The sequence below is a fragment of the Oceanobacter antarcticus genome, from assembly GCF_044962685.1.
GTDB lineage: Bacteria > Pseudomonadota > Gammaproteobacteria > Pseudomonadales > Oceanobacteraceae > Oceanobacter > Oceanobacter antarcticus.
Window position 1 is genome coordinate 40,447 of the sequence record NZ_JBBKTX010000014.1, and the last position, 26,072, is coordinate 66,518.

26 protein-coding genes are annotated in these 26,072 nt (G+C 54.1%); 15 read left to right on the forward strand and 11 right to left on the reverse strand.

What is annotated here, in order from left to right:
- Positions 1-20: 20 nt before the first annotated feature.
- The 3 genes from WG929_RS12195 to WG929_RS12205 all read left to right on the forward strand — a co-directional run bounded on the left by WG929_RS12195 (position 21) and on the right by WG929_RS12205 (position 3,151).
- Complete coding sequence (locus WG929_RS12195; protein WP_416206241.1) at positions 21-653, forward strand: YigZ family protein; 633 nt, start codon at positions 21-23, stop codon at positions 651-653.
- Between the two features lie 530 nt (positions 654-1,183).
- Positions 1,184-2,476, forward strand: a complete 1,293-nt coding sequence (locus WG929_RS12200; protein WP_416206242.1) for an ammonium transporter — start codon at positions 1,184-1,186, stop codon at positions 2,474-2,476.
- Between the two features lie 15 nt (positions 2,477-2,491).
- The gene (locus tag WG929_RS12205) at positions 2,492-3,151 is read left to right on the forward strand and encodes a hypothetical protein (RefSeq protein ID WP_416206243.1); all 660 of its coding nucleotides are present in this window, start codon (positions 2,492-2,494) and stop codon (positions 3,149-3,151) included.
- Positions 3,152-3,657: 506 nt separating this feature from the next.
- On the opposite strand, the gene WG929_RS12210 is transcribed toward WG929_RS12205, so the two are convergent.
- From WG929_RS12210 to WG929_RS12245, 8 genes are all read right to left on the reverse strand, one after another.
- Positions 3,658-4,395 carry a helix-turn-helix transcriptional regulator gene (locus WG929_RS12210; protein ID WP_416206244.1) on the reverse strand — a complete coding sequence of 246 codons (738 nt, stop codon included), beginning with the start codon at positions 4,393-4,395 and terminating at the stop codon, positions 3,658-3,660.
- 225 nt (positions 4,396-4,620) lie between these two features.
- Entirely contained in the window at positions 4,621-5,562 is a 942-nt protein-coding gene (locus WG929_RS12215; protein WP_416206245.1) for a p-hydroxyphenylacetate 3-hydroxylase reductase component, read from the reverse strand.
- 153 nt (positions 5,563-5,715) lie between these two features.
- The gene (locus WG929_RS12220) at positions 5,716-6,882 is read right to left on the reverse strand and encodes a p-hydroxyphenylacetate 3-hydroxylase oxygenase component (RefSeq protein WP_416206246.1); all 1,167 of its coding nucleotides are present in this window, start codon (positions 6,880-6,882) and stop codon (positions 5,716-5,718) included.
- Positions 6,883-7,202: 320 nt separating this feature from the next.
- Positions 7,203-8,486, reverse strand: coding sequence for a TRAP transporter large permease (locus WG929_RS12225; protein WP_416206247.1), 1,284 nt, complete (start codon positions 8,484-8,486; stop codon positions 7,203-7,205).
- Positions 8,483-8,998, reverse strand: a complete 516-nt coding sequence (locus WG929_RS12230; protein ID WP_416206248.1) for a TRAP transporter small permease — start codon at positions 8,996-8,998, stop codon at positions 8,483-8,485. Before WG929_RS12230 ends, WG929_RS12225 begins: the two co-directional genes overlap by 4 nt.
- 2 nt (positions 8,999-9,000) lie before the next feature.
- Positions 9,001-9,996: a TRAP transporter substrate-binding protein gene (locus WG929_RS12235; RefSeq protein WP_416206249.1), complete on the reverse strand. Its 996-nt coding sequence runs from the start codon at positions 9,994-9,996 to the stop codon at positions 9,001-9,003.
- Positions 9,997-10,030: 34 nt separating this feature from the next.
- Positions 10,031-10,864: a TRAP transporter TatT component family protein gene (locus WG929_RS12240; protein WP_416206250.1), complete on the reverse strand. Its 834-nt coding sequence runs from the start codon at positions 10,862-10,864 to the stop codon at positions 10,031-10,033.
- Between the two features lie 107 nt (positions 10,865-10,971).
- Entirely contained in the window at positions 10,972-12,369 is a 1,398-nt protein-coding gene (locus tag WG929_RS12245) for a sigma-54 interaction domain-containing protein (RefSeq protein WP_416206251.1), read from the reverse strand.
- 274 nt (positions 12,370-12,643) lie between these two features.
- Here WG929_RS12245 and WG929_RS12250 point away from each other — a divergent pair, with 274 nt between their 5' ends.
- From WG929_RS12250 to WG929_RS12300, 11 genes are all read left to right on the forward strand, one after another.
- Positions 12,644-13,201: an MBL fold metallo-hydrolase gene (locus tag WG929_RS12250; protein ID WP_416206252.1), complete on the forward strand. Its 558-nt coding sequence runs from the start codon at positions 12,644-12,646 to the stop codon at positions 13,199-13,201.
- Positions 13,194-13,448 (forward strand): hypothetical protein, encoded by a 255-nt coding sequence (locus tag WG929_RS12255; RefSeq protein WP_416206253.1) that lies wholly within the window; start codon positions 13,194-13,196, stop codon positions 13,446-13,448. Before WG929_RS12250 ends, WG929_RS12255 begins: the two co-directional genes overlap by 8 nt.
- Complete coding sequence (locus tag WG929_RS12260; protein ID WP_416206254.1) at positions 13,445-15,070, forward strand: cytochrome ubiquinol oxidase subunit I; 1,626 nt, start codon at positions 13,445-13,447, stop codon at positions 15,068-15,070. Before WG929_RS12255 ends, WG929_RS12260 begins: the two co-directional genes overlap by 4 nt.
- Before the next feature lie 9 nt (positions 15,071-15,079).
- On the forward strand, positions 15,080-16,216 hold the full coding sequence (cydB, locus tag WG929_RS12265; RefSeq protein ID WP_416206255.1) for a cytochrome d ubiquinol oxidase subunit II: 1,137 nt from the start codon (positions 15,080-15,082) through the stop codon (positions 16,214-16,216).
- An 85-nt stretch (positions 16,217-16,301) separates the two neighbouring features.
- On the forward strand, positions 16,302-16,409 hold the full coding sequence (gene cydX, locus WG929_RS12270; RefSeq protein ID WP_369856973.1) for a cytochrome bd-I oxidase subunit CydX: 108 nt from the start codon (positions 16,302-16,304) through the stop codon (positions 16,407-16,409).
- A gap of 4 nt (positions 16,410-16,413) precedes the next feature.
- Positions 16,414-16,722 (forward strand): cyd operon YbgE family protein, encoded by a 309-nt coding sequence (locus WG929_RS12275; RefSeq protein WP_369856974.1) that lies wholly within the window; start codon positions 16,414-16,416, stop codon positions 16,720-16,722.
- A gap of 346 nt (positions 16,723-17,068) precedes the next feature.
- A complete protein-coding gene (locus WG929_RS12280; protein ID WP_416206256.1) occupies positions 17,069-18,190 on the forward strand; it encodes a YjgN family protein in 1,122 nt (373 codons plus the stop codon).
- Complete coding sequence (locus WG929_RS12285) at positions 18,187-19,263, forward strand: M48 family metallopeptidase (protein ID WP_416206257.1); 1,077 nt, start codon at positions 18,187-18,189, stop codon at positions 19,261-19,263. Before WG929_RS12280 ends, WG929_RS12285 begins: the two co-directional genes overlap by 4 nt.
- A 90-nt stretch (positions 19,264-19,353) precedes the next feature.
- Complete coding sequence (locus WG929_RS12290; protein ID WP_416206258.1) at positions 19,354-19,734, forward strand: rhodanese-like domain-containing protein; 381 nt, start codon at positions 19,354-19,356, stop codon at positions 19,732-19,734.
- 158 nt (positions 19,735-19,892) lie between these two features.
- A complete protein-coding gene (locus tag WG929_RS12295) occupies positions 19,893-20,468 on the forward strand; it encodes a Tll0287-like domain-containing protein (protein WP_416206259.1) in 576 nt (191 codons plus the stop codon).
- Between the two features lie 50 nt (positions 20,469-20,518).
- Positions 20,519-20,965 carry an OsmC family protein gene (locus tag WG929_RS12300; RefSeq protein ID WP_416206260.1) on the forward strand — a complete coding sequence of 149 codons (447 nt, stop codon included), beginning with the start codon at positions 20,519-20,521 and terminating at the stop codon, positions 20,963-20,965.
- A gap of 561 nt (positions 20,966-21,526) precedes the next feature.
- Here the strand turns inward: WG929_RS12300 and WG929_RS12305 are convergent.
- The 3 genes from WG929_RS12305 to WG929_RS12315 form a co-directional block, all read right to left on the reverse strand.
- A complete protein-coding gene (locus WG929_RS12305) occupies positions 21,527-22,300 on the reverse strand; it encodes a type IV pili methyl-accepting chemotaxis transducer N-terminal domain-containing protein (protein WP_416206261.1) in 774 nt (257 codons plus the stop codon).
- Positions 22,301-22,784: 484 nt separating this feature from the next.
- Positions 22,785-23,210, reverse strand: coding sequence for a hypothetical protein (locus WG929_RS12310; RefSeq protein WP_416206262.1), 426 nt, complete (start codon positions 23,208-23,210; stop codon positions 22,785-22,787).
- A gap of 114 nt (positions 23,211-23,324) precedes the next feature.
- The gene (locus tag WG929_RS12315; protein WP_416206263.1) at positions 23,325-24,953 is read right to left on the reverse strand and encodes an NAD(P)/FAD-dependent oxidoreductase; all 1,629 of its coding nucleotides are present in this window, start codon (positions 24,951-24,953) and stop codon (positions 23,325-23,327) included.
- A gap of 334 nt (positions 24,954-25,287) precedes the next feature.
- Here WG929_RS12315 and WG929_RS12320 point away from each other — a divergent pair, with 334 nt between their 5' ends.
- On the forward strand, positions 25,288-25,854 hold the full coding sequence (locus WG929_RS12320; protein WP_416206264.1) for a Spy/CpxP family protein refolding chaperone: 567 nt from the start codon (positions 25,288-25,290) through the stop codon (positions 25,852-25,854).
- Positions 25,855-26,072: the final 218 nt, after the last annotated feature.

Genomic DNA, 26,072 nt, shown 5'->3' on the forward strand with positions numbered 1-26,072 from the left:
TCTTGCCGACAAGTCCTGTTATGACCCCAGTTTACTCCGTCCCCGTAACGCCAGAGCCTCATGTCCGCGAGCTGGAAATCAAGCGTAGCCAGTTTATAACCTTTGTGGGGCAGGCCAGCGACCGGGCAGCGGCAGAGGCCTTTATTCGCTCAATTCGGGAGTTGCATCCCCAGGCACGCCATGTGTGCTGGGCCTACATTGCCGGAGCACCGGATACCACAGTGATGTCCATGAGTGACGACGGCGAACCGGGCGGCACCGCCGGACGGCCAATGCTCAAGGTGCTGCAACACAGTGGTCTGGGAGAAATTGTAGTGGCCGTGGTGCGTTATTTTGGTGGTATCAAACTTGGTACCGGTGGACTACAGCGGGCGTACTCTGATGCCGTTATTCTCGGGCTGGCGGAATTGCCAACTGAACAGCGTATCCCGCAAACCCGGTTGACATTGGAGTACGACTATCCGATGGAAGCCGTTGTCCGGCATTTGCTGGATCAATACCCCACCACCATAGAACACTGCGATTTTCAGGCACGGGTCTGTATGAAGCTGCTGGTGGCCGATAGTGACCGAGAAAATTTTATCCTGGCTCTGACCAACCAGAGTGGTGGCGCTATCAGGGTGGTTAGCTCGATTCAGCAAGATTGTTCATAGCAGTCGTCGTTCTCTGCTGTCTTTATACGCAACATACGCAACGGGCCAAGTGTGGTTGTCCTGGCATGCTGATTGTCCAGAATTGGCATTTTAATCGGCAGCTACGATTGAGACAGATCAATTGTGGCGGTTAATGTTTGGCGTCGATTTGCAACCCGTGTGCTGTCCCGGTGCACGCTTCTGTGGTGATGCCGGGTACGGCTAGTACCGGCTGCACCAGTCTGATTCCCGCTTTTCCAAAATCGGTCACTGATCTTTTTATCAACGCTTTGGGTTACACCTGTAAGCACATTTTCAGCGCATTTAATCGTGACTGAAACCCTTGTTATGGGATGCAAGTATCACCGTCCACTTTGGCATGTAACAGATGCACCCTGTCGGTGCGCGGGCAAGATGGCATATGGATTGCCCATTAATCCGGTGATCTGTCACACCGCACTTTGTGGGGTTGGCCATGGCTGTGTCTGGGGGGAGATAGCCTGGCTGTCACAAGGTTGCTTTTTATCGCTATATAACAACGAGGATAATATATGCGCAGATTGGCCCTAGTATTCACCGGTTGTCTGATCGGGTTGCCAGCCCAGGCGGAGGAATCCGTCGTTTCCACGCTGGCAGCCGATACCATTTGGGTCGTGACTGCCGCTGCATTGGTGTTTTTTATGCAGGCAGGCTTTGCCTTACTGGAAGCCGGCATGTCGCGGGCAAAAAACTCCGTCAATGTGATGATGAAAAACTACATGGACGTGTGTCTGGGAACCCTGATGTTCTGGCTGGTCGGGTATGGTCTGATGTTTGGCAATAACGTCACCGGATATTTTGGCACCAGCCATTTCATGATGTCGGATGTGGAACCCTGGGATTACACCGTTTTGCTGTTCCAGACCATGTTTGCCGCAACCGCCGTCACGATTTGTAGTGGCTCGATGGCTGAACGTACCCGCTACGATGCTTATCTGGTGGCGTCGGCTGTGATTGCGGCCTTTATTTACCCCGTGTTTGGCAGCTGGGTCTGGGGTGGCCTGTACGGTGGCGCTGGCTGGTTGGCCAATATGGGCTTTATTGATTTTGCCGGTTCGACCGTCGTGCATTCAATCGGTGCCTGGTGCGCTCTGGCGGGCATTATTGTGTTAGGACCCCGTACCGGTCGTTTCTCCCGCGATACTGGCGAAGCCCGCAATATTCCGGGGCATAATCTGTCGCTGGTAGCTCTGGGCGGTTTTATTCTCTGGCTCGGCTGGTTTGGCTTTAATGGCGGCAGCACCCTGGCTGCGACGGCGGATATCGGTTTGATCGCGCTGAATACCCAGCTTGCCGCCGGTGCTGGTGCGCTCGGTGCTTTGCTGTTCAGCCGCGTATTCCGAGTTCCCATTTTGCTGACGGCAACCGTCAATGGCAGTATTGCCGGGCTGGTGGGTATTACCGCTGGATGTGCCAGCATGGAGCCTCAGTGGGCCATTCTGACAGGGTTGATTGCCGGTATGATCGCCGTCGCCGGGTCATTGATAATGGAACGGATGAAACTGGATGACGTTGTGGGTGCGGTACCTGTGCATGGTTTTGCTGGCGTCTGGGGGACGTTGGCCGCCGGTATGTTTGTGACAGGGGATCTGTTTAACACTCATCAGGTGATGGTGCAGTTGATTGGCATTGTGGCTGCATTCGTATGGGCTTTCCCGCTGTCACTGCTGACGTTTGGGCTGATCCGGATGACGATGGGATTACGGGTCACCACCGCTGAAGAGCAGCAGGGCCTTGATGTGTCTGAACACTATGAGGTGGCCTATCCCGAGTTCCACAAAGACATGACGTACTTTCGTCAGTAAGTATGGAGCGTACGGATGAATATCAATACCAAACGTCGTGCGGTGTATACCGTACTGAGTGAAGTACTGGATGGCGACGAACTCTGGGATGTGATGTGGCGCTGGGAAGAGGGCTACGCCCAGAAATCCCAGTATGAGTTGAACGGCTTCTTTAACGACTGTCGGGATTTGCATGCCATCGCCTCCAATCGATCACAGCTTTATCGTGATCTGATTGGCTTGCTGATGAGAGGAACGTCTGGTCTGAAGGCTGACCCGATCTCGCAAATGGAAGCCTATCGGCAACGTAATGGCATACTGGACAACCCGGTTCCGCTCAATACGCATGAATGGATGCCCTGTTTTAGCGCTGTGGTACAAGAATTAATGCTCCAGGTACCAGCTGCGCAAGTGCAGCAGGTACGGATGCAGGCTGAAGAACAGGCGCAACAACGCGGGGTGACGCCGGATCTGGTGTATGCGTTTTCCATGCTGGCCTTAGGCAAGTCGTCCACTAATTTGCTGTCGCCCGATTTTGGTGAATTAAAAACACTGTTGAATCTGGTTTATGTCGCCATGTGTGAGCAACTCGGGCCAGTGGCTACCGATCGCATGCTGTCACAAGCGATTGAACGTGCCAGAAAAAAGTTCAAAGGAGTGGACGCCCGTCTGCTATTGCAACATCGCACACGTTGAGTAAACAGGTTATACGGCAGGGGACATCTATTTAATCCTGCACGGCGGCAACCCGCGCCCTGCGGGGGCTGCTGGGTGATCTCGACTCTGTGTCGCCGACGTTTGACGTGACCCGTCAGGCCTGCAAGTCGGCTTCGTGATTCGACACCCTCCGGTAGCCCAGAGTGAGCACCGGATTAACTAGATGTCCCCGGCAGTTCGTGCCGTCGATTCAGGATGGGTCTACGGTGTCGCGAAACTGTTGCATATTGGGCAAAAGACAGATATTTGGGAAATGCGTATTCGAAATGCAAGTGAAAAGCTGGTCTGTGTTTCTCGCGTGACGATTGCCGTGCTTGAGACTCCGTCACAGTATAAGCCACAGGATAACAATATGGCTTAAATGCAGCCTTATATAGGCATTCGGATTCTTTCTGCAGGAGGTCGCAAGTATCCTGCATATCGTTATCGGCCGATGAGTTAATGGCATTACATCGCCAACGATTGCATCAAATCCAGGAATCCTTTCACCGACACAAGGCAAATAACTGCGCCCGCGAGCAAATACCGAGTTTGTCGTAGGCGCGTTTTTTGTAGGTCACTACGCTGCTGGGGGCAATGGTCAGGTCGTGGGCAATGGTTTCGGATTTTTTGCCTGCGAGTACGGCTTCACACACCTGGCGTTCGCGTTCCGATAAAAACGCCAGCGGCCCCTGATCGAGCAGTTGGTTGTTCAGCAGGTAATGTTTGCTGACCAGCAGGGCAAGCAGCCGTGCAATACCTTGCTCTTGTTGCTGGCTGTTGTTGAATAACGGTCTGAAATAGCCGCGACGGCTGTAGAGATTGATGTAGTAGTTGCCGCTGTCTGAGTGGCAAATCACGGACCATTTGTCGAGAAAACCTGGCTGTTCAAAAAAACGATTGCGGTAGTGCAGCCCCATGTTGCCACTGAGAACACCATAATGTTCGGTAATCAGTTGGTCTGGTTGGCAGTGGCGTAGCTTGTCGAAGTTTGGGTCGTGGAGGTACTGGCGCTCGGAAATATAGGCCATGGCCAGCTGGCGGGCTGAGGCGTCGTGGCTGAAGTCTTTGTACAGCAGCGTACTGACGTGTTCGCCATCGGGGCAGAAAAAGATCATGCATTGGTCGCTGAGTAGCTGGTGTTGTAGCCAGTTGAGGAAGTGGTCGAAGAACGCCGGGGTGCCCAGCGATTCCAGCAGCGTCAGTTGTTGCTCGGTGGGTGGCGTGACTATTGGCTGATCCATAGGGATGGATGCTCGTTGTTATTGTTGTGATGCAAATCTGATTGTTGTTCAGTGTAATCAATTTTGACTGGCTGGCTGTCGTTATTTTTGGGGGACAGGCAAGGGCAGGGCAAGCAAGAGTGGGAGCCGTATTTATATCGGCGACAAACCCTCCTGCGTGGATATATCCCGGTAGAAGGTGGCTTGCCGCCGATATGGGTGGGGATTGGTGGTCAGTGGTGTTGGTTACTGTACGGCGTCCAGCACTTTGCGGAAGGTGGCAACATCTTCGGCGCTGAACTGGCCAAATACATCAGTCTGACGGTCGTTAGCTACTTTCCATAAGGTTGCTGCCTGTTCGATACCGGCGCTGGTCAGGCTGAGAATGTCGTCGCTGGCGGCAATCCATTCTTTGCGTTTGAGGGTGTCCAGTGCGGCTTTCAAATCCTGATCTGGCATGCCAATACGTTGTTCCAGTTCACTGGCGGCGAGGCTGCCGAAGTCGTTCAGGGTCATGATCATGCGGGCTTCGATGGTGCGCAGGCCGGTGGCCAGTTGCAGCGGTTGGTAGCTGTCCTGGTAACGCTTCACTGCCTGAATCATCTGGTAGTAGAGGTTGTCGTGCAGACGCTGGGCGTTTTTCTCTTCGCCTTTGCTGGAGGCTTCAGAATCTTTCGGTTTGACTCCGGCGTGGGGAATAACGGCAGAGTAGGCACCGCCATGGTACAGCAGCGGAGCACGGCCAATATCGTCAAACGCCACCACCTTGCCAAGCAGAATCCAGTGATCGCCACCGTCGATACGCTGGTAGTTTTCGCACTGAAAACGGGCGGCACAGTCGGGTAACAGGGGGGCGTTACCCAGACCTTTTTCGTAGTCGATGCTGGCAAATTTGTCGTCGGACGGGCGGGCAAAGTGGTTCGACAGGTTGATCTGATCGGCGGCCAGCACGTTGACAGCAAAGTGGCTGGCTTGCTCGAAAATATCGACGCTGGCAGAGCTTTTCATGATGCTCCACAGCACCAGAGCCGGGTCGAGGGAGACCGAGTTAAAGCTGTTGGCGGTGACGCCGGTTTGCACGCCGTTCGGGGTGCAGGCGGTAATGACGGTGACGCCGGTGGCGAAGTTGCCAAGGGCGCGGCGGAAGGCTTTGGGGTCGAAGTCGGTGGCGGTTTGTGTGGCTGACATGGTGAGTATCCTGTGCTGGCGCAGTGGTGCGCAGTGCGCACCCTGCGGCGTCAATTTTGAGTGTTTCTCGTTCCCGCGTTCTTGTGAGGGAACGCGGCGGTGGGCCGGGATCTCTGGCGACCACGCCGGAGCGTGGAGCCTGGTGAGAGCCGCTTACAGCAGGCTGGGATCGGGTTCCATACCGAGCAGTTCGCGGCCAATGATCTGCGCACAAACGTCGTAGTCGGTGTAGGCGTGGGCGGCGGTCATGTTGGATTCGCGCCACAGCCGCTGGCCTTCGCGCTCGTTATACCAGTTGGAGCCGCCCATCACGGCCCAGAGGCGGTTAACGGCTTCGACACACATCTTGATGGCGTAGGCCTGGTTGGTGCGCCAATGGGCCAGGGTGTAGCGATCCGGGTATTGGTGACGCTCGCCGTATTCCTTGTGCTCGTTCCAGGTTTTTTCGAGGTAGGCGCGGGCGGCGCAGACTTGCTGGTAGGATTCGGCAATCCGCAGTACCGGCGCGACCGATCCGGCGACTTTGGCTCCGGTGTAGGCGCGGACGCGGTTTTGGGTGATGTCTTTGTATACGGCGATCATGCGTTCGGCTACGCCCAGGCTCATGGCGGCAAAACCACAGGCGAAGTATGGCCGGTATGGGGTGTGGTAGATGTTACTTTCTGGGTACAGGTCACGGCTAATATGACGGCCTTCCATCATGTCTTTGGCAGCCTGAATGCGGCGTTCCGGTACAAACACACCTTCGATGCGGGCGGTTTTGGTGCCGGAGCCACACATGCCAGCGGCGTACCAGTCGTCGATGATGGTGAATTCGGCTTTCGGAATAATCGCGAAGCTGTAGATTTTTTCGTCGTTGGCCATGCGGTTGAGGCCAACCAGTATCCAGTCGGCGTGGTCAACCCCCGAGCTCCATTTCATATCACCGGTAAAGACGATGCCGCCGTCGGTTTCTTCGTAACGGCCAAACGGTGCAATCGAAGACGATGCCACGACATTGGGGTTTTCACCCCAGATTTCATCCTGGGTCTCTTTGCTGAACATGGCAATCTGGTGATTGTGAGTGCACAACAGGCTGTAACCCCAGGCGGTGGAACAGCAGGCACCAGCCAGGGCAGCGATGCAGTCGGTGAATTCCGGCAGGCTCATTTCCAAACCGCCGTAGGCTTTCGGCAGAAATGCCCGGTTCAGGCCGATGCCGTGCAGCATGTCGACGTTTTCTTGCGGGATCATGCGTATCTCTTCTGCTTTTAACGCATTGGCGCGAATCGCAGGCAGGATTTCGTGCAGCTTTTCCAACATCGGGTTGTTTGTCGTCATGATATTCAGCCTTGGGTATTTTGTTGTTTTTAATCTCAGCAAGGTGTTGTCGGGCCCTGAGCAACACAGCGGAAGCTATTGCCGGAGCGTTTAGCTTCGATGGATTCATTATTGCGGCAGGCCATACTGGGGAACATGACGTTTTCTGGCTGGAAATGGGACTTTTCTGTTTGAATGGTTAGAGAAGATGGAACGTGGCGTGGTTGTGGAGTGGTTGTGGAGTGGTTGTGGCGTGGTTGTGGCGTGGGTGTGGGTGTTGGAAAAAGAAGGGGAAGATCAGAGCGCCGCCACTGACGACGGCCCTCTGCTAATAGCGCTTACTACTCTCCGATAAAGGCCAGACTTAATCCGGGCCAGAAGGTAATCACCAATACCGTTGCCAGCAGGATAAAGAAGAAGGGCAAGGTCGCGCGATACAACTCCATTACCGGTTTGTTAAAACGGAAGCTGGCAATAAACAGGTTCATACCGACCGGCGGAGTGAAGTATCCCAGCTGCATGTTGGCGAGGAATAAAATCCCCAAGTGAATCGGATGAATACCGTATTCCACCGCAATCGGCAGAATAATCGGAATCATGATTACAATGGCGGAGAAGATGTCCAGCATCATGCCCAGAATCAGCAGGAACACCGTGAGCAGCAGCAAGAAGGTAAAACTGTCGCTGACGTGTTGCTGAATAAAGCCGAAGATTTTTTCCGGTACTCCAGCATCAATCATGTAGTTGGTGGATGCCATGGACACCGCCAGAATCAGCAGAATCGCCCCGACCAGCTTCATTGAATCCCGCATGACGGTAATCAGCTGTTTAAACGGAATTTCACGGCGAATCAGCGTAGAAACGATGAGGACGTAAAACGCGGTAATGGCGGCTGCTTCCGATACCGCAAACCAGCCGCCATAAATGCCACCCAATACCAGGAATGGCAGGGGCATTTCCCATTTGGTATCTTTCAGCGCTGCCCAGGCTTCGGCCTTGTCGAAAGGATGATGATTGCGTTCGGTCTTGCGTGACACCCAGCCGCTGTAAAGCGACAGTGCGACCAGCATCAGCCCACCGGGAAGCAAACCGGCAAGGAACAGGTCATCGATACTGACCGCCACGTCCAGCGACATTTGCTGCGCCACCACGCCGTATAAAATCAGCGGCAGCGAAGGGGCAAACAGTAAACCAAGTGAGCCGGAGGTGGTGACCAGTCCGAGATTAAAACGCTCCGGGTAGCCGGATTTCTGCAGGGCCGGTACCAGCAGCGCACCCAATGCGACGATGGTGACGCCGGAAGCCCCGGTAAAGGCGGTGAACAGCGCACAGGTAACCAGTGCGACAATGGCCAGCCCGCCGGGCATCCAGCCGAGAAAGGCGTCGGTGATACGCACCAGCCGCTGCGGAGCCTTGCTTTCTCCCAGCAGGTAACCGGCAAAGGTAAACAGCGGAATGGCAATCAGCACCGGCATTTCGGCAATCCGGTAAATCTCGACCGCCATTACCATCAGGTCGACATCGGTCTGATAAAACCCCCAGATGGCACTGGCGGCAATCACCACAAACAGCGGCGTACCGGACAGTGCCAGCAATAACAGAATCAGTGGAACCAGTACGCTCATGAATGGGCCTCGGCTGCGGGGTGTTTGCCCAGCACTTTGATGACGGCTTCAAGACTTTGAATGGCAAAGCGTAATGCCATGACCGTAAAACTGAAGGGGATAATCAGCTGGAGCGGCCAAGCAGGAATCTTGCCGAAAGCGATATCGCCAAATTCTATCGCCAGTTCGATGTAGGCATAGCCGTTCCAGGCCACGATGGCACAGATAAAGGCCGCAAACGCGGAGGTGACGACGGAGATGGCTTCGGATACGGCCTTGGGTGCCAGCCGGTTCACCAGGTCGATGGCAATGTGTTCGCGCCCGCGAGTGGCAACCATGCCGCCCAGCAAGCCGAGCCATAACACCATCACCCGCAGCGCGGGAGGAATCCACATAACGCCGCCACCAAAGACACTGCGGGCGACAATATCAATGCCTGCCAGCAGTACCATAATCAGTAATACCAGTACCAGCAGGCCGTCTTCCAATGTGTGAATGGCGCTGAGCAGACGCCGCAAAGGGGAGTGTTTCAAGGTTATTGGCCTGTCCGAATCGCGGCAATACGCGCCTGTAATTTCTTGTACAGATCAACCGGATAGACCCCCTTGCTGGCCAGTTCGGTGAGGCTGTCGTCGGCCAGTTTCTGCCAGGTGGCTTTTTCGGCGTCGGTCAGCTGTACGAAGATCATGCCGCTGTCTTCCAGTGCCTTGCGAGCGCCGATTTCGTCTTCAGCGTTTTGCTTGTCCATCCGGGCGTAGGTTGTTTTCATGATGCGACGGACGATGGTCTGGTCTTCCGCTGACAGTTTGTCGAAGGCTTTCTGGTCGACCACCATCATGCCCAGCAGCGACAGCAGCGGCAGGTCGGTAACATGGCTCAGCTTGCTGTGCCATTGCAGCGCGATCGAGGCGGTGAGATTAACCCCGACAGTGTCGATCAGGCCGGTTTGCAGGCTGGTGTAAACGTCAGAAATCGGCAGTGAAATCGGCTCGATGCCGGCTTTCTGGAAGACGGTCTGGCTGACGATGTCGCCTTCTGGAGTCCAGACTTTCTGACCCTGGAAATCGTCAGTGGTTTTGAGTGGCTTGTTGCCCATGATGTAGGCGAAGCCGCCTTCGGTCAGACCTAGCACGACGTAGCCTCTGGCTTCCAGGGCATCAACAATATAGTGGTCGAATTCGGCTCGGACAGCGCTTAATTCCGCCGGATCTCGGAAGGTAAAAGGCAAGCTATAGAGCTGCACTTCGTTGGCAATATTGGTCAATGCGCCGGAAGACACTGCGCCACCTTGTAGCTGGCCGATTTGCATTTTGCGCAGCACGCTCTTGTCGCTGCCTTGTACCCCACCGGGGAAGTATTTGATTTTGACGCGGCCTGCGGTTTCTTGCTTGATCTCGTCGGCAGCGGCACGCATCTGTTTCATCCAGTTGGTACCGTCGGGGGCCAGGGTGGCGATTTTCAGCGTTGCTGCCTGGGATATAGGACTCAGGCACAGCAGCATCAGGCCCAGGGCAATCAGTTTGTTTGTCATGTGTGGTTACTCTTGGCTTGTGGTCAAAAGGCGATTATTCAAAAAAGTCGGCGGATTCTGCCAGTAGTTCAGCTGCCTGACGCTGGGCCAGGTAGTTGATCATGGTCAGACCTTCGGCTTCCGGGTCGGCGGCAATGGCTTCGTTGAGCAGGCGGTCGTGAAGTTCCTGGTCAAACATCAGCCGTGCGTACTGCTTGGCATATAAAACCTTGGCCATCAGGTGTTTGCCATCGCTGTATTGCAGCGCTTTTTCAAAATGTTCTCTGCCGACTTCCGGACGGCCACCCAGAGACGGCGGCAGCTGAGTTTCCATGACACCGAGGTAGACCTGAAGTGTGCCTTGGTCGTAATCCGGTTTGATATTGGCGACCCACTGCATCAGCGCCTTGGTTTTGCCCAGTTCGGCAATCGCGCCCCAGTCGCTGCTGTTGGCTTGAATCCAGCCTGCCTTGGCGGCAGCGTAGGCATAGAAGACATGAATATCGTCTTCGTCGAACTGGTGGTTAAGCGCATCCAGCATCTCGTCTTGTGGCAATTTGACGGCGGCGCAAGCATCGTCGTCGTATTCACACAGGCCACGGGTGGCGTATTCCAGTGCCTTGTCGGCCATGCGTTTGGTCTGGATCGGATCGCTGGAGAATACGCCGGAGTAAGCACCATAAAGCTTGGAGGCTGACAGCAGGAAATCTTCGTCATCCGGGTAGGTCAGTACCAGGGCATCCAGCAGCAGCAGATAGGCCGGTGCTCCGGCGGCAACTACTTCCGGGTTGTCGCTGTTCATCATCGAACGGGACAGGTTTTTCGGCAGGTTGCCAACTGAGCAGGCACTCAGCGCCAGGGCGGCCAGTGCAATAGTGAGTCGTTTCATAGTCACGGGTGCTTGTAAAAATTTGGCGCAATTGTACACACCTTGGTGCCTGTCTTTAATGAGCAATACTCACAAGCATTCTGAACCAGTCGTTATTACACCAGAATTCAGTGTTCCGCAGATGACGGTTTGTCTGCTGTTGCTGCATCGGGGCTGTCTTGCGGGTTGCTGCGGGCATTGGCCAACTTGCGATACAGGGTGCGCTCGCTGATGCCCAACTGTTTGGCCAGGCGGGCATTGTCGCCGCCAAACTGGTGGGCGATGGCCAGCAGGTAGCGGGCTTCGAGCTGATCCAGTGGCATGGCCTGGTCGATACCAGTGGTCAGGTTGACGGGCTGGATATTGTGGGAAGCTTGTGCGGTCGTTCGCAGTGAGTTGGGCAAGGTCAGATGGCGCGGTTCAATCTCGCGGTCATCACACAGAATAGTGGCCCGTTCCAGCCGGTTTCTCAGCTCGCGGATATTGCCAGGAAACTGCTGCTGTTCGAGCCAGTCGCAAGACGCGGCAGACAATACCCGTGGACGATCCTGGCTCAGCTGTTGCAACAGTCTGCGCGCCAGCGGGACGATGTCTGCCCGCCGTTCGGCCAGCGATGGCAGCAGAATCGGAAACGGTGATATGCGGTAGTACAGGTCTTGTCGAAAGGTGCCGGCCTCAACCATCTGGGTCAGTTGGCGATGGGTGGCACAGACCAACCGGAAGTCGGCCTGCTGCGGGGTGACGCTGCCAACCAGGCGATAGCTGCCGGTTTCGATCAGGCGCAGCAACTTGACCTGCATAGCGAGCGGAATATCACCGACTTCATCAAGAAACAGGGTGCCGCCGCGAGCGGCTTCGACCAGACCCGGCTTGCGCTGGGTGGCACCGGTAAACGCGCCTTTTTCATGGCCAAACAATTCGCTTTCGAACAGGCTTTCAGTCAGGCCGGAACATTCCACGGTAACAAAGGGTTTGTTGGCCCGTGCGCTGTGCTGGTGGATATGACGGGCGGCCAGTTCTTTGCCAGTACCGGATTCACCCAACAGCAGCACGCTGATGTCAGACGGTGCGGCCCGACCCAGCATGGCCAGCATCTCGGTATAAGCCTGACTGAACCCCAGCATTGGCCGCGACCCCGGCGTATCCGGGGTGCGTACCGGGGCCATTATTTCGACAAAGAATTCAATTTGGCCGTCGTCATTACGCACCGGACTCAGTTCGACATCGACATGTTCCTTGCCTTGGCAGGTGTTGTGAATGTGCAGGATGCGCTGGCGCTGACCGGTGCGCAGGCAGCCTTGTAGAGGGCAGGTTTCACCGGCCTGATCACAGGGTACCTGATAGCCATGGGAGACTTCGTAGCAATGACGTCCGAGCAGGGCTTCGTTACCTGAAAAATGCTCCCGGTAGGCCCGGTTGGCAGCGCAAATACGGTAGTCACGATCCATCAGGATGGCGGGTGCGGAGATGGCGTCGAGCAAGGAGGAGATGCCGGGCAGGCTGCTGTAACTGCGAGGGTCTGACATAGGTGTCACCAGTATGACAGTATTGGCAGAATGGTAGTCGATGATTGCGGTATCTCAAAGGTGTATTCGCCGTCAGTGCGCTTGCTTGGCTTCTTTTGCCAGGCTTGTATTTTATCGAAAGCCCAGTAGCTGCGCGCTTTTGAGCCGTTTTATGAGAATCTGGAAAATAAATGCCGCTGGGGCTTGGCAGGCTGGCCCGTGGTTTGCTGTCCCTATGGCATAGTCAGCGACCAATGTCAGCTGTGACGGATACGGGACAACCGGCAGGAAGGGTATGGCCAGAGTGAAACAATGGCGGATCAATCAACAACTCAGTTATTTACTGTTTGATCCGATCTCCCGTCGTGGTGCGGTGATTGATCCACAACCGGCACTGGCATCCTGCTATGTGCAGACGTTGGAGCAACTGGGGGTTGGTAATGCCTATGTGCTGTTCACCGGTGCGGTGGCCAGTGGCGTGAAGGTTCCCGGTCAGGTGTTAGGTGCGGATATGTTCTCCGCTGGGGCGCTGTCTGGCCCGGTAGCACCGGACGCGCTGGCATTGGGAGAGAGCCGTATCCGGATTATTGTTGATCCGGCAACCGCTCGGGTGGCTTATGCTTGTGACGGACTGGTCTTTACCGGTTTATGGTGGCTGGCTGGCGGTCTGCGACCTTTTGTCGCATCTGAGCCAGAGGCTGACGTTGATAAGCTGCCGCTCCTCCAACTTCCAGATGACTATGTGATCTACCCCGGACGGGTGTCCAGGGGGTTATGCATCAGTTCGGTAGCACAGGAAAAAGCCCTGTGTTGTGACCCGCTTCTTGCCGCTGTCGGAGCTCATTATGGCTAGTACATCCTCTCTTTGGTCGAAGCCGATCGTGCGTGATCTGGCGTTGATCCTGGTGCTCAAGCTGGCATTGATTTTTACCTTGCGAGCACTGTTTTTTTCTCAGCCTGTGGATCTGAGCGATCCACAGGCTGCCTTGTTACAGCAGCTGGGCAACGGTGAAGAACATGCCCGCCCGGCGACTGAGTTTTCGCTTCCTCAACACTCAACTGAACGTTCCACGGCCTTGCCTTTGGAGGATCAACCATGATCAGTGAAAGTCTGGTGGACTTGTCGCGGCTGCAATTTGCCATTACCGCGCTGTACCACTTTTTGTTTGTACCCCTGACACTGGGGTTATCGTTTATTCTCGCCATCATGGAATCTGCCTATGTGATGACGGGCAAGCAGGTGTATCAGGACATGGTCAAGTTCTGGGGCAAGCTGTTTGGTATCAACTTTGCCTTGGGTGTGACCACCGGGCTGACGATGGAATTCCAGTTTGGTACTAACTGGGCTTACTACTCCCATTATGTCGGCGATATTTTTGGTGCGCCGCTGGCGATTGAAGGCTTGATGGCCTTTTTCCTTGAAAGTACGTTTATCGGCCTGTTCTTTTTTGGCTGGGATCGCTTGACCCGCCTGCAGCATCTGATGGTGACCTGGCTGGTTGCGCTGGGTTCGAACCTGTCGGCGTTGTGGATTCTGATTGCCAATGGCTGGATGCAAAACCCGGTTGGGGCCGAGTTCAACTACAACACCATGCGGATGGAGATGACCAGCTTCGCCGACGTTATCTTTAATCCGGTTGCCCAGGTCAAGTTTGTCCACACGGTGTCGGCTGGTTATGTCACGGGGGCGATGTTTGTCCTGGGCGTGTCGTCCTATTATCTGCTGAAAAAGCGTGATCTGCCGTTCGCCCGTCGTTCTTTTGCCATTGCCTCCAGCTTTGGTATGGCGGCTATTCTGAGCGTGATTTTGCTGGGCGATGAGTCCGGTTATGAAATCGGCGATGTGCAAAAAACCAAGCTGGCGGCGATTGAAGCTGAGTGGGAAACTCATCCGGCACCGGCTGCCTTTACGCTGTTTGGTATTCCTAATGAGGAAACCATGGAAACCGACTATGCCGTGCGGATTCCCTGGGTTCTGGGCCTGATTGCTACTCGCTCGACCGATGAGGAAGTGGTGGGTATCAAGGATTTGCTGGTGGAACACGAAGAGCGGGTGCGTAATGGTATCGGGGCATACCAGCTATTTACGCAGTTGAAAGCCGGGGATGAATCTCCCGCAACCATGGCGGCGTTTGATGCGGTCAAGCACGATCTGGGCTATGGCTTGCTATTAAAAAAATACACACCGACCGTGACCAACGCGACGGAAGAGCAGATCAAGTCTGCGGCGCGTGACACCATTCCTGGAGTCGCACCGATGTTCTTTACCTTCCGCATTATGGTGGCCATTGGCTTCGCCATGTTCCTGCTGATTGCGCTGGCGTTCTGGCACTCCGCTCGCCAGACCATCGATAAGCAAACCTGGCTGCAAAAAGCGCTGTTGTGGGCGATTCCATTACCCTTCCTGGCCTGTGAAATGGGCTGGTTCGTGGCTGAGTTTGGCCGTCAGCCCTGGTCGATTGGTGAAGTGCTGCCAACTCATTTGTCCGCTTCCAGCCGTTCGGTTGAAGACTTGTGGATGAGTATTGGTGGCTTTGTCGTGTTCTATACCGGCTTGCTGATTGCCGAGATGTTCCTGATGTTCAAGTTTGCTCGCCTGGGGCCATCGGCCATTCATACCGGCCGCTATCACTTTGAGAAAGATGATGATCACACCACCGTGGGCGGTACAGCGGCTGGGCCACAGGCGCAACCGTTGCAAGCACGTAGCGAACAGGCGTAAGGGGGAGTTATGGATTACGAAGTATTAAAAATAGTGTGGTGGGTACTGATCGGGGTGTTGTTGATCGGGTTTGCGGTTACCGATGGCTTCGATATGGGGGTGGGGGCGCTGCTGCGTATTCTTGGCCGTACCGATACCGAACGACGGGTGATGCTGAATACCATTGGGCCGCACTGGGATGGCAATCAGGTGTGGTTTATTACCGCAGGCGGGGCCATTTTTGCGGCCTGGCCTGTGGTGTATGCAGTGGCGTTTTCCGGCTTTTACTGGGCCTTGTTGCTGGTGTTGTTTTCGATGTTTTTCCGTCCGGTCGGGTTTGAATATCGCTCGAAAGTGGATGACCCGCGCTGGCGTAATTTGTGGGACTGGGGCCTGACCATTGGCGGAGCGGTACCGGCGCTGGTGTTTGGTGTGGCCTTTGGCAACCTGATTCTGGGGGTGCCGTTTAATCTCGATGAATTTATGCGCTCAACCTATACCGGCTCATTCTGGGCGCTGCTGAATCCGTTTGGTCTGCTGGCCGGACTGGTGAGTCTGGGTATGTTGATGATGCACGGTTCGACCTGGCTGCAAATGCGTACTGATGGTGTCTTGCATGAACGCGCCCGCCGCATGGCGGTGGCGCTGGCGGTATTGGTGGCGGCGTTGTTTGCACTGGCCGGAGTCTGGATCTGGATGGGTATTGATGGCTACGTGATGGTGGATATCAAAAGCACCGCAGCGGCAGTCACGCCGCTGGATAAGCTGGTGATCACCCAGGAAGGTGCCTGGCTGGCCAATTACAGCAAGTCCCCCTGGATGCTGGCAGCACCGTTGCTGGGCTTCGCCGGACTGGCGCTGACGGCATTGATGTCGATGCTGAATCGCGGTGTGTGGGCGTTTGTATCCAGCTCGCTGGCAGTCACCGGGATTATTCTGACGGCTGGCTTCTCCTTATTCCCATTTGTGATGCCGTCCAGCCTGGAGCCGTCTCACAGCCTTACCGTGTGGGATGTCGTATCTAGCGAAATGACGCTGAATATCATGTTCTGGGTCGCGGTGATTTTTGTACCTATCGTGCTGAGCTACACCATCTGGGGTTACTACAAAATGTGGGGCCGGATGACCAATAAGTTTATTGAAGATAACAAATACAGCACGTATTGATGAACCGACGCTGGTTATTCTGCAATATCAAAACCCGGATGGGGTCAGACGCTGGGCGTCTGACTCAAACAACGAGGAAAATAGTATGTGGTATTTTGCCTGGATTCTCGGTGTATTACTGGCCTGCTCCTTTGGCCTGATTAACGCCATGTGGCTGGAGTTTTATGAAGACCTGGATCGGGACGCGGAGTAGTTTTATGGCGTCTTCAACCAATACTCCGGTAGATTATGCGGCCTATGGGCCGCTGTATGCGGGCTGGGCACGAGCGCTGTCCTTTCTGGGCGCGCTGGTGCTGTCCGGTTTGCTGTTGGCCATGCCGCAGCTGGTGGCCGTTGGTTTGCACGAGTTGGATCACGGCTCGTTGTCGGCGGGGTTATGGGGTATTTCCGCCGGGTTTGTCCACGGTGTCGGCTATGTACCGACAACCCGGCTCTGGCGGTATGCCTTCAGCCCTTATGTCGGCTGGCCATTGATGGGGCTGTGTGTGTACCTGTGGCTGCTCTGATCTGACAGCAGCGGGTGTCGGTAGTGAGTTGGGTGTCAGTTCAGTCACGGGTGTCTGTGGTCAGTCATGGGTGTAGGTATAGTGGTTGTGAGAGCAGATGGCTGTGGGGCCAGAGGTTGTACCGCCGGAGGATGACGGTTATATAGACTGTTGGGGACATCTATTTAATCCTGCACGGCTCTGCGCGAGTGTTGCCGGATGGTCTCGACTCGGTGTTGCCGACGTTTGACTTGACCCGTCAGGCCTGCAAGTCGGCTTCGTGATTCGACACCATCCGGTAGCCCAGAGTGAGCGCCGGATTAAATAGAAGTCTCCTATTTATTAACACGGATGTTGAGAACTCCCGATGGAAACTGATTCTTTTGCTGGCCGGATGGCCACCGCAGCCAATGGCCATGACGATGTGACACCGCCTCCACGACCGAGTGAGGGTGGTGCGAGAGACGTACGAGTACTGTTTTCTGGCCGCAATCTGGAATACCAGAAACTCTGGCTGGTCAATATGTTGTTGACCCTGCTGACGCTGGGCATTTACAGCGCCTGGGCCAAGGTACGTAATCACCGTTACCTGTATGGCCATACCTCGCTGGATGGCCATCGTTTCAGTTATCTGGCCAAACCGCTGCAAATCTTGCGAGGGCGCCTGATTGCCCTGCTGGTGTTGCTGCTGCTTTCAGGTGTTGCCTATGTCAGCCCGATAGCGGCGAGCTTGATGTATTTTCTGCTGATGTTTGCGGTGCCATGGCTGATTTGTCAGGGCATTCGCTTCACTTTGCGGATGACTTCCTACCGCCAAGTTCGTTTTGATTTTACCGGTGACTATGGCGGTATCATGGCGCATTTTATTTTTTTGCCGCTGATCGCCATGTTCACCTTTTACCTCGCACTGCCCTGGGTAATGAAGAAGATTGATCAGTACACCCATAACAACATCACCTATGGCGGCAAGGCCTTCAACGTGAGTAACCGGACGAGTGCGTATTATCACGCGGCACTGGTGTGTGTCGGCCTTGGCATACTCAGTATGGTGCTGCTGCTGCCGTTGTTTAGCCTGCTATCCGGTACTGGGGAGGGCGAGGGCGACGCTTCCCCGCGCTTCTGGTTGCCGGTGCTGCTGTTTGTGGCGATGTTTGTGATCAGTCAGCTAGTTGCCGCCATATGGAGTGCCATAATCCGCAATCATCTGCTGGCTAATCTGTCGCTGGATGGCATCGCCACTTTTCGATCGGATGTCACGCCTATCGGTTACGCCGGGCTGGCAATATCTAATGCCCTGCTGTTAATCGTAACCTTGGGGTTGGCGTATCCGGTTACCCAGGTCCGTATGCTGCGTTATTTGGCGGAACATACCGAGGTAACGATTCAGCCCGCGATGGATTCCATGATCAATACCGTGACGTCGCAGGATGGCGCTTTTGGTGAGGAAGCCGCAGGTTTGTTTGATGTTGATGTCTCGGTGCTGGGATGACAGCGGCTGTTGCCGGACAGTATCAGTTTGCCGATCGTGCTCTGGCCGTTGCGGCTGAGGCATTGCTGGATGACACCGGCGCGATTCATGTGAATCGCACGGACGTACAACAAGGGCTGAAATACGCAGCAGCGGGCCAGTTTGTAGTAGAAAGTGCGGTGCCTGGCTTACCCCAAGAAGTCGTGTTTGAAGATAACGCCCGCTTTATTCCCGCCGATGTACATTGGCGCTGGTTAGCGGCTGGCCGTCGGCAATGTATACCGGAGTGGCTGGAAAGCCGCTGGCTGGTGGTACTGGTCGCAGCTCTGGCGGTGCCGCTGTGTTTATGGTGGGTTACGTTTCGTGGCATTCCAGCGCTGGCGCAAACCACGGTGAAATGGCTGCCAGCGCAGGTATCGCAGCAGGTTGGCCAACACACCCTGCAGGTTCTCGACTCACTACATTTTGAGCCGTCATCACTGCCTTTGCCACAACAGCAGCAGTTGCGTGTGCACTGGCAGCAGGTGCTGGAACGGCTACAGCTTGAACCGGCGCAGTATCCTCTGATTTTCCGTACCGGGGATATGGGCGCGAATGCCTTTGCGTTGCCCGATAGCACCGTATTGGTGACAGACCAGATGGTGGATCTTACCGCGTCCGATGTGGATGCCCTGACCGCCGTTATGCTGCACGAAATTGGCCATGTGGAGTATCAGCATGGGATGCAGCTGATGGTGCGATCGGCCGCCACCTCAGTGTTGTTTGGCTTATTGTTTGGCGATATAGAGGGTAGCTCTGAGCTGTTGTTGGGGGCCGGAACCGGTTTGCTGGAAAATGCCTTCTCCAGGGAGATGGAGCGGCAAGCGGATGATTTTGCTATTGTCAGGCTGCAGCAACTTGGCCGGTCGCCGCTGGATTTTGCCCGTGCCATGCGGTTATTGATGGCGTCACATTCGGGTGCTCCGCTATCAACAGATCAACCGGGCTGGCAGCAGTATCTGAGTTCGCACCCTGCCACGCTTGAACGTATCGAGGCGGCTGAGCAAGCCGGAGCGGCAGCTGATGCGGCGGCGAGTTGCATCAATTGTGATTAAGCCGGTTGGTTTGTATGGCGTTTGGGTGCACACTAACAATATGCCTGTAGGGGCATGTTTTTTCGGTTCGTTGGTTTAAGAGGAAACCCGATGATACTCAAAAAAGAAGATTTGTTGGCCGAAGCACGGGTATCGGTTAATCCGGTTAACGTCGAAGAGGCAGAGTCCTTGTTGACCACCGGTGCTGTAGTACTGGACGTGCGGGAACCGGCCGAGTTCGAAATGGGGCATTTGCCAGGGGCCGTGAATGTGCCTCGTGGAGTGCTGGAGTTTCGGGTCGGTGAGCATCCGGCGTTGACGGATACAGCAGCTACGATTGTATTGTATTGCAAGAATGGTGGTCGCAGCACACTGGCAGCTCATACCCTCAAGCGTATGGGATTTGATCAGGTAAAAATGCTGGTGGGTGGTTTTGATGGCTGGAGCGGTGACGTCCACAAGGTGGAAGTTAATCCTAGCGTATACCAGTAAATATTCGGCAATAAGCCACTACAAACGGTAATTTACCGTTCGCTATTCGCGGCAGATGGACACCAAGACAGGAGCGGGTCGTGTTGATACACGTATCCGCTTTTTCAGAATAGAAATATTCCTTCGTGCGTATTTAGTTATTTATGGAGAGCATAACGATGAAAAAATTATTGACGCTGGTCTGTGTACTGGGTGGCTCATTCGGGTCGCTGACCAGTGCAACCGTCAAGGCTGAACAGCTTGATGACGCCAGCCTGCGTATTGCAGCCCGGCAGCAGGCCATGACGTTTGGCAAACAGCTGAAACAAACGGTACAGCAGGGGATGAAAGCGGGCGGCCCAACCGCAGCCATTCATCTGTGTAATACCCAGGCACCTGCAATTGCCGCTGCCAACAGCCAGGGCGACTGGACGGTGGGGCGTACCTCGTTGCAGTTGCGCAATCCGGCCAATGCCCCGGACGCCTGGGAACTGGCGACCTTAAAATCTTTCGACCAGCGTCTGGCGGCAGGCGAACCTCCGGCTGCGCTGGAAGCCAGCATGCTGGAGAACGGTGAATATCGTTATATGAAAGCGATTCCGACCGGAGCCTTATGTCTGAACTGCCATGGTTCGGCGTTGGCTGAGCCGGTTAAAACCCGTCTCAGTGAGCTGTACCCGGCTGACCAGGCGGTGGGTTATCAGGTGGGTCAATTACGGGGTGCCTTTACCCTGCGTAAAACACTGGCTGACTAACCCCGTCAATGGTATTGATTGGTGATCCCCTATCCCTGGAAGCACAACAAATGACAGCGAAGGTTTCAGAACACAGCATGGATTTACACTGGCAGCGTGAGGGTGAGTTCTCTCACTTGGGTTTTGAGCGCCGCCATCAACTTGACTTTGGCCATCAGGCACACATAGCAGCCGGAGGCGCCGGTAATGACTACGGCTGTGATCCTGAGCAGATGCTGGCAGCATCGATGGCCAGTTGCCATATGATGACCTTTTTGGCATTGGCAGCCAAAAAGCGGCTGACCGTGGTGTCGTACGATGACCGTGCTGTGGCAGAGCTGGCACAGCGAGACGATGGCCGTTTCCATGTCGCCTGCATCCGTTTGTCACCCCGGGTGGTGTTTGAGGGTGACAAGGTGCCCGACGCTGAAGCCATTATGGCCATGCATCACAAAGCTCATGAGCACTGTTTTATTGCCAACTCGGTACTGTGTGAGGTAGAGGTTAGCCCGCGTTAGCAGACGGTTGTGTCATATAACGTAGGGCCCGGCTCCGTCCGTGGCCGTTGTGCAATATGCGTGGCCGTTACCGGCTCCGTCCGTGGCCGTTGTGCAATATGCGTGGCCGTTACCGGCTCTGTCCGTGGCCGTTGTGTTGTCTGGCTCCCACGCTCCCGTATCAAAGGCGTGAGCAGGCCATCTTTGCCGTGAATGGGCTGATGGCCGGACTACAGGGCCTTGGCAAAAACCTGTACATCAATTTCAAATATGAATGGGCATATGGGGACATATATAGACGCTTCCCCAATATCAAGGATGACTTGACCCGTCAGGCCTGCAAGTCGGCTTCGTGATTTGAAACCCTCCGGTAGCCCAGAGTGAGCACCGGATTAAATAGATGTCCCCGTATGTGTGCCGAGAAAAAATGGATAAAGCTCTGAGGCTTCAAACGATTGGCTCAGGTCATTGAGGGAGTGATATTCAAGGATGAAGAAGGAGGTGAGCAACCAAGATCAGGACGCTGCATGATCAGGGTTGAACACCAGGTTTGACAATAACTCTCCTAAGTCTGGCAGATTCTTAGTAAGCCAGCTTTTCGTACATAATTGAGACAGCAGACATTTTGTTAAAGATAGACTCACTGGTGACCGAAATAACCGTTGGGACAAAATGGCCTTGTTCATCCAGCTTGAAACCGGAGTTCGAGAATTGCCATTGTGACTTTACCTTGGCCAGAGCCGCCGATATCTCGGTGGTATTGGAGCTGGAGGTCACCAGTAAGTTGAGAGAATCATCAAATTCTTTCACCGACTTGTCGAAATCCTGTTTCAGGGTTTTGCCGTCAACGTTCCAGTACAAGGCAAAATAATACTTGGCAATTTTCTGGGTCAGAGTAGTAACGTGCTCGGACACTTCAATCAACTGGGCAATGGGCGAGTTGGATTGACGCGCAATGAATGCCACTGCGCTGTCGCAAATCGACAACAATTCTTCACTTTCCTTGATGATGGAAATGGCTTTAGCCTGACTTGGCGGTGAGATAATGTTGTTACGATAGTACTCCCATGCTGTGCCGATGGCTCGGATCGACTTGTCAGAAGCATTATTCTCAGAATATTCCAGCAAGGTCTGAAAACGGACTTCAAAAGTCGCGATACTTTCGTCCAGATCTTTCAGCGCCTCGTCAGGGCGTATGCCTGCGCCAATCGCCATGTAATCCTTGGCCATCCGCTGTGACAGCATGCACAGGCTGCCGGTCAGATATTCGGCTTCAGGGATCGTCAGTGTTGCGGCTTGTGAGAATAGTGGGAGGAACAGGGCGAGCGTCAAAGCAAAAGGTGCCAGATATTTCATAGGGTAGTCAATTCGCGTTATTGAGTTATTAACAGGTACTTTGGGCAAGGTAGGGTTTCCTGACTTGCCGGGTAATCGTGCGTGATCATAGATTGAACAATTATACGTTAGTAATGTAATAGATGTGTTCGATTTTGTGATTTATTGGGTATTTTTTACAAAACAGGGTCTAAAAAACTTATTTTGTGACTTTTGTTATTTTATTTGAAAGTTATCGGGCTAAATAAAAATCCTCGAAGTTTTTTTGCAAATAAGAATTATTTTAATTTGTTTTGTTATTTTGATGTATTCCTGTGGCAATACTGGAGGTATTCATCACTGCCGCTAAATTTCTTGGTGTCAAAAATCAATCAGCTATAACGAATAAGAATGTTTTATTAACGCTTGTAAATAGATGTCCCAAATAGGCTCAGAGGCTCTGCCAGGCAGAGCCTCTATAATGAATGACAGCGAACTCCTGGTATAGGTGGTATCGACAACAGCGCTAACTACAAAGGCTCAGTGTCATTTTGCATTCGGCCAGAACCTGCTGAGAAAAATTAATGTAATCACGGGTGACCAGACTGCTGCCCGTTGATTCACGCAGCATCAGTACCAGAGTCCAGACACCTTCTGTTGGCATTTGCATCGGCAGAGTAGCGGAACAATTACGAAAACAGTGCTGGCCACTCAGGCTCCCCAAAGGCTGGCTGGCAATGAGGTAGCCGGAAAAGTTGCCGCCAGTATACGGTGCTTCCAGCGCCCAGATTTCGAGTGCCAGTTCACCACTGGCAGAATCGGCATTGCGGCGGCTGGCGACCTCGGCAACGTCCAGATACAGGGTTTCACCCTCAATGTGGTAACTGCACACACCGTTGAGCGCCAGTTCTTTTTGGGGAGAAGGCAGCGGGATTTGCATCGGAGTAGCCATGGAAAATATCCTGCGAGGAGAATAATTGGGTGCAACAGCATAACAGGGAAAACCGTGAGCGGTAGACGCCAGAGCGGATAAATACATTGCCCTCTGGCGCTGCGGCTAGCTGGCCTATTTGCTCTGTTCTTCATTCATATGTAACGCCATGGCCTCGGCGATTTTGATGCCGTCGATGGCTGCTGACATAATACCACCGGCATAGCCCGCGCCTTCTCCGGCCGGATATAGCCCCTGAGTATTGATGCTTTGCAGAGTGTTGTTGTCGCGCTTGATACTGATGGGCGCAGAGGTGCGGGTTTCAACACCAGTGAGCAGGGCACCATCAAACGAGAAGCCCTTGATCTTCTTGTTGAATTCCGGGATTGCTTCGCGAATGGCCTCAATACAGAAGTCGGGCAAGGCGTCAGATAAATCCGTCAGCTTGATACCGGGTTTGAACGATGGCTGCACCGTGCCCAATTGCTCAGATTTTTCGCCGCGCAGGAAAGCGCCAACGGTTTGCGCCGGGGCATCGTAGTTGCTGCCGCCCATAATATAGGCATGGCTCTCTAGCTGACGTTGCAACTCAATGCCTGCCAGCGGCCCACCGGGGTAATCCGACGGATCAATCCCGACCACGACTGCGCTGTTGGCGTTACGCTCGTTGCGTGAGTACTGGCTCATACCATTGGTGACCACGCGGTTTTCTTCCGAGGTGGCTGCGACCACCGTACCGCCAGGGCACATACAAAAGCTGTATACCGAGCGGCCATTCTTGCAGTGATGGACCAGCTTGTAGTCGGCGGCCCCTAATATCGGGTTGCCTGCGTTTGGACCAAAACGGGCCTGGTCGATGACAGACTGCTCGTGTTCGATACGAAAACCGATCGAAAACGGCTTGGCTTCTATATAGACGCCTTTGTTGAGCAACATCTCAAAGGTATCGCGGGCGCTATGGCCAACCGCCAGTGCGATGTGCCGGGATGCGATATGTTCACCATCGTCCCGCTCACTCTTGTTCAGAGTAACACCCGTTACCTGACCGTTTTTAATGTGCAGGTCATCGACGCGAGCACTGAAGCGTATTTCACCACCCAACTCAATGATGGTTGCCCGCATCTGCTCCACCATCGATACCAGCCTGAAAGTACCGATATGGGGCTTGCTGACATACAGAATTTCGTCGGGTGCGCCAGCTGCAACAAATTCTTCCAGCACTTTGCGGCTGTATTGTTTGGGGTCTTTTACCTGGCTATACAGTTTGCCATCGGAAAACGTCCCGGCACCGCCTTCGCCGAACTGCACGTTGGACTCGGTATTCAGTTCACGCTTGCGCCAAAAACCGAAGGTGTCTTTGGTGCGCTCGCGTACTTCCTTGCCGCGTTCCAGGATCAGTGGTTTGTAACCCATTTGTGCCAACACCAGCCCGGCGAGTAAACCGCAGGGGCCGAAACCGATGATGATCGGACGCTCGGTCAGCGCATCAGGTGCTTTGGCAACCGGATGATAGTTGAGGTCGGGAGTTGCTTTGATGTTCTGGTTGTCGGCACATTTTTCCAGCAAGCTGGACTCATTTTGTACTTCGACATCCAGCGTATAGATCAACAGAATTCTGGTTTTTTTTCTGGCATCGTAGCCACGTCGAAAAATATCAAAGCGCACCAGTTGCTCAGCGTTGATATCCAGCATGGATACAATGGCGTTTTCCAGAGCCGCGTCATTGTGATCAAGAGGAAGCTGGATATTGGTCAGTCGAATCATAGGAAGTATCAGTGCCCGGAGCGGTGGGGTTTGGATGATGTTGAATAAGCGAACGCAAATTTTACGGCAGTTTGGTTAAAAAATCTGCCCGTAGACGCGAGAGTCAGCGCGGATCTGAGTGCCGGGTAATCACTTCATCGATAGGCCAGGTAAGTCTTCTTAATGTCAGGAATCATCCGGCTTTTGTGTAGCGATGCAAATGTATGCAATACCCAGGGTACTGCCGTTTTCAGCTGCGGATTGTTCCTTATACTCGGCGCAACGCTGGTGATTTGATCCAACCAGCAACTGACCTCTGGTTCAAGGGGTGATGGGTGATTTACAGGAGAAAACCATGATTAATGCTTTTACCAACTCCCGCAAAGCGCTTGCGGGTCGTGTTTTGGCGATTCTGCTCAGCGCTGCATCGGTGGCTGCGGCAGCGGATGATGATCGGCCTGAGCGGGGTGACGGTATGAAGGGGCATGCCTGTTTCGATGGCAGGGATGGCGGCGGTCGTTATATGCGTCAGGGTCATAACGACGAGATGAGACCCGGCATGATGACAATGGGGCCAGGTATGATGCCAATGGGCCGGATGGGCGAAGGGCGCGAATTGGTCTGGCGCGATCTTGATCTGACCGATGAGCAACGGGCAGATATGACCGGTATTCGCGATAAAATGCGCAAGGATCACTGGGCTGTTACCGGTGCAATGATGGATATACACAACACAATCCGTGATTTGTACGCGGCTGAAAAGTTTGACGAAAAAGCCCTCAACAAGGCGTATGGCAAGCTGGCGGAACTGCAACAGCAAATGTTTCTGATCGGCACTCAGGCAAAAACCAAAATGATGGCTTTACTGTCGTCGGAACAACGTCAGCAACTGATGGATAAAAAACACGCGTTGCGGGACTGATTGGGGTCGTCGTTCCTGATGTCTGCTCTGACTCCATGCGTCTGCGTGGAGTCACGGCGGCCAAGTCTATGCTCAGCGATGGTTGTCTTGTCCTTTTCGTCATCGCTGGTGACACCTTTAAAGGTAAAGGCCAAACAAACAGAGCAAGGTATTTTATGGATGAATATTCTTCAGGGTTTACAGGCAGCTATTTTACTCGGATTGGCCATCGTTGATGG

Bases quoted from the DNA above. Each gene is read 5' to 3' on its own strand.
- WG929_RS12300 (WP_416206260.1), top strand. From the start codon at position 20,519: ATGACAGCGAAGGTTTCAGAACACAGCATGGATTTACACTGGCAGCGT.
- WG929_RS12255 (WP_416206253.1), top strand. From the start codon at position 13,194: ATGGCTAGTACATCCTCTCTTTGGTCGAAGCCGATCGTGCGTGATCTG.
- WG929_RS12240 (WP_416206250.1), bottom strand. From the start codon at position 10,864: ATGAAACGACTCACTATTGCACTGGCCGCCCTGGCGCTGAGTGCCTGC.
- WG929_RS12290 (WP_416206258.1), top strand. From the start codon at position 19,354: ATGATACTCAAAAAAGAAGATTTGTTGGCCGAAGCACGGGTATCGGTT.
- WG929_RS12305 (WP_416206261.1), bottom strand. From the start codon at position 22,300: ATGAAATATCTGGCACCTTTTGCTTTGACGCTCGCCCTGTTCCTCCCA.
- WG929_RS12245 (WP_416206251.1), bottom strand. From the start codon at position 12,369: ATGTCAGACCCTCGCAGTTACAGCAGCCTGCCCGGCATCTCCTCCTTG.
- WG929_RS12210 (WP_416206244.1), bottom strand. From the start codon at position 4,395: ATGGATCAGCCAATAGTCACGCCACCCACCGAGCAACAACTGACGCTG.
- WG929_RS12205 (WP_416206243.1), top strand. From the start codon at position 2,492: ATGAATATCAATACCAAACGTCGTGCGGTGTATACCGTACTGAGTGAA.
- cydX (WP_369856973.1), top strand. From the start codon at position 16,302: ATGTGGTATTTTGCCTGGATTCTCGGTGTATTACTGGCCTGCTCCTTT.
- WG929_RS12250 (WP_416206252.1), top strand. From the start codon at position 12,644: ATGGCCAGAGTGAAACAATGGCGGATCAATCAACAACTCAGTTATTTA.
- WG929_RS12215 (WP_416206245.1), bottom strand. From the start codon at position 5,562: ATGTCAGCCACACAAACCGCCACCGACTTCGACCCCAAAGCCTTCCGC.
- WG929_RS12280 (WP_416206256.1), top strand. From the start codon at position 17,069: ATGGAAACTGATTCTTTTGCTGGCCGGATGGCCACCGCAGCCAATGGC.
- WG929_RS12200 (WP_416206242.1), top strand. From the start codon at position 1,184: ATGCGCAGATTGGCCCTAGTATTCACCGGTTGTCTGATCGGGTTGCCA.
- WG929_RS12235 (WP_416206249.1), bottom strand. From the start codon at position 9,996: ATGACAAACAAACTGATTGCCCTGGGCCTGATGCTGCTGTGCCTGAGT.
- WG929_RS12260 (WP_416206254.1), top strand. From the start codon at position 13,445: ATGATCAGTGAAAGTCTGGTGGACTTGTCGCGGCTGCAATTTGCCATT.
- WG929_RS12295 (WP_416206259.1), top strand. From the start codon at position 19,893: ATGAAAAAATTATTGACGCTGGTCTGTGTACTGGGTGGCTCATTCGGG.
- WG929_RS12195 (WP_416206241.1), top strand. From the start codon at position 21: ATGACCCCAGTTTACTCCGTCCCCGTAACGCCAGAGCCTCATGTCCGC.
- WG929_RS12275 (WP_369856974.1), top strand. From the start codon at position 16,414: ATGGCGTCTTCAACCAATACTCCGGTAGATTATGCGGCCTATGGGCCG.
- WG929_RS12220 (WP_416206246.1), bottom strand. From the start codon at position 6,882: ATGACGACAAACAACCCGATGTTGGAAAAGCTGCACGAAATCCTGCCT.
- WG929_RS12320 (WP_416206264.1), top strand. From the start codon at position 25,288: ATGATTAATGCTTTTACCAACTCCCGCAAAGCGCTTGCGGGTCGTGTT.
- WG929_RS12315 (WP_416206263.1), bottom strand. From the start codon at position 24,953: ATGATTCGACTGACCAATATCCAGCTTCCTCTTGATCACAATGACGCG.
- WG929_RS12225 (WP_416206247.1), bottom strand. From the start codon at position 8,486: ATGAGCGTACTGGTTCCACTGATTCTGTTATTGCTGGCACTGTCCGGT.
- WG929_RS12285 (WP_416206257.1), top strand. From the start codon at position 18,187: ATGACAGCGGCTGTTGCCGGACAGTATCAGTTTGCCGATCGTGCTCTG.
- WG929_RS12310 (WP_416206262.1), bottom strand. From the start codon at position 23,210: ATGGCTACTCCGATGCAAATCCCGCTGCCTTCTCCCCAAAAAGAACTG.
- cydB (WP_416206255.1), top strand. From the start codon at position 15,080: ATGGATTACGAAGTATTAAAAATAGTGTGGTGGGTACTGATCGGGGTG.